We start from the raw sequence: 1,781 nt of genomic DNA, 5'->3' as shown, positions 1-1,781 counted from the left end.
GTCGCCGCCCGGCACCGCCGCCCACCGGAGGAGGTGCTGCTCACCGCCGGTGCCGCCGAGGGCTTCGTGCTGCTCGCCCAGGCGCTGCGCGGAGTACGCCGACCCGTGGTGGTGCACCCGCAGTTCACCGAACCGGAGGCCGCGCTGCGGGCCGCCGGGCACACCGTGGAACGGGTGCTGCTCGACGCGGCCGACGACTTCCGGCTGCACCCGGAGCGCATCCCGGCCGACGCCGACCTCGTCATGATCGGCAACCCGACGAATCCCACCTCGGTGCTGCACCCCGCCGCCGACCTGGCCGCCCTGGCCCGCCCCGGCCGGGTCCTGGTGATCGACGAGGCGTTCGCCGACACCACGGCCACGCCCGGCGTACCCGGTGAACCCGAGTCGCTGGCCGCCCGACGTGACCTGCCCGGCCTGCTGGTCGTGCGCAGCCTCACCAAGACCTGGGGACTGGCCGGACTCCGGATCGGCTACCTGCTCGGCGAGGCGACGCTGCTGGCGCGGCTGGCCGCCGTACAGCCGCTCTGGGCCGTCGCCACCCCCGCCCTGGCCGCCGCCTCCGCCTGCGCCACCGACGTCGCGGTCCAGGCCGAGCGCGCCATCGCCGCGCAACTCGCCGACGACCGCGCCTACCTGGTCGACCGGCTGTCGACCCTGCCGGGCGTACGCGTCGCCGGCCGTCCGGCCAGCGCCTTCGTCCTGGTGCAGCGGCCCGGTGCCGACCGGCTCCGCGCCGACCTGCGCGAACGCGGCTGGGCGGTACGCCGGGGCGACACCTTCCCGGGACTCGGACCAGACTGGCTGCGGATCGCCGTACGCGATCGGGCGACCACGGACGCGTTCATCGAGGTGCTGGCGGAGATCCTGGAGGCATGATGCTGGAGACCACCATCGCGGCGATCGGCCCGCTCGACGAGCCGGCGATGACCGCGGCCCGCCAGTTGCAGGCCCGGCTGACCAAGCCGGCCGGCTCGCTGGGTGCCCTGGAGGAGCTGTCCGTACGCCTCGCCGGCCTGGCCGGCACCTGCCCGCCACCGCTGCCGACCCCGGCCGCAGTGGCGATCTTCGCCGGAGACCACGGGGTGCACGCCCAGCGGGTCAGCCCCTGGCCGCAGGAGGTCACCGGGCAGATGGTCGGCAACTTCCTGGCCGGCGGTGCCGTGGTCAACGCGTTCGCCCGGCAGGCCGGTGCCTCGGTCACCGTGGTCGACGTCGGCGTGGCCACCCCGCTGCCCGCCCCCGACCCGACCGACGCGGACGACAACGGCGGGCTGCCCCGACTGGTCACCACCCCCGTACGCCGAGGCACCCGGGACCTGACCGTCACCGCCGCGCTGACCCGCGAGGAGACCACGGCGGCGATCGAGGTCGGCATCCGGATCGCCGGGGAACTGATCGACGCGGGCGCGAGAATCCTGCTCACCGGGGACATGGGCATCGGCAACACGACACCCGCCGCTGCCCTGATCGCCGCCCTCACCGGGGTCGACGCCGCCGAGGCGACCGGTCGGGGCACCGGCGTCGACGACCCGACGTACCACCACAAGATCGAAGTGGTGCGGGCCGCGCTGCACCGACACGCCCCCGACCCGGACGACCCGCTGGGAGTGCTCGCGGCCGTCGGCGGGCTGGAACACGCCGCACTGACCGGGTTCGTCCTCGGTGCCGCCGCGCGACGCGTACCGGTGCTGCTGGACGGCGTGATCGCGGTCTCCGCCGCGCTCGCCGCCGCGGCCCTCGCCCCCGACGCGGTCGGCGCGATGATCGCCGGTCACCGC

Annotated in this window: 2 protein-coding genes; both read left to right on the top strand. The window is 75.7% G+C overall.

The window, feature by feature from the left end:
• A partial coding sequence (gene cobC, locus EYA84_RS31475) for an Rv2231c family pyridoxal phosphate-dependent protein CobC (protein WP_131057809.1) occupies window positions 1–879 on the top strand: 879 nt, incomplete at its 5' end.
• The coding region (gene cobT / locus EYA84_RS31470; protein ID WP_131057810.1) for a nicotinate-nucleotide--dimethylbenzimidazole phosphoribosyltransferase at window positions 879–1,781 on the top strand (903 nt) is incomplete at its 3' end. The genes cobC and cobT, both read left to right, overlap by 1 nt.

Source organism: Verrucosispora sp. SN26_14.1 (assembly GCF_004307965.1).
Lineage (GTDB): Bacteria > Actinomycetota > Actinomycetes > Mycobacteriales > Micromonosporaceae > Micromonospora.
This window is presented reverse-complemented; position numbering and strand designations above follow the sequence as displayed.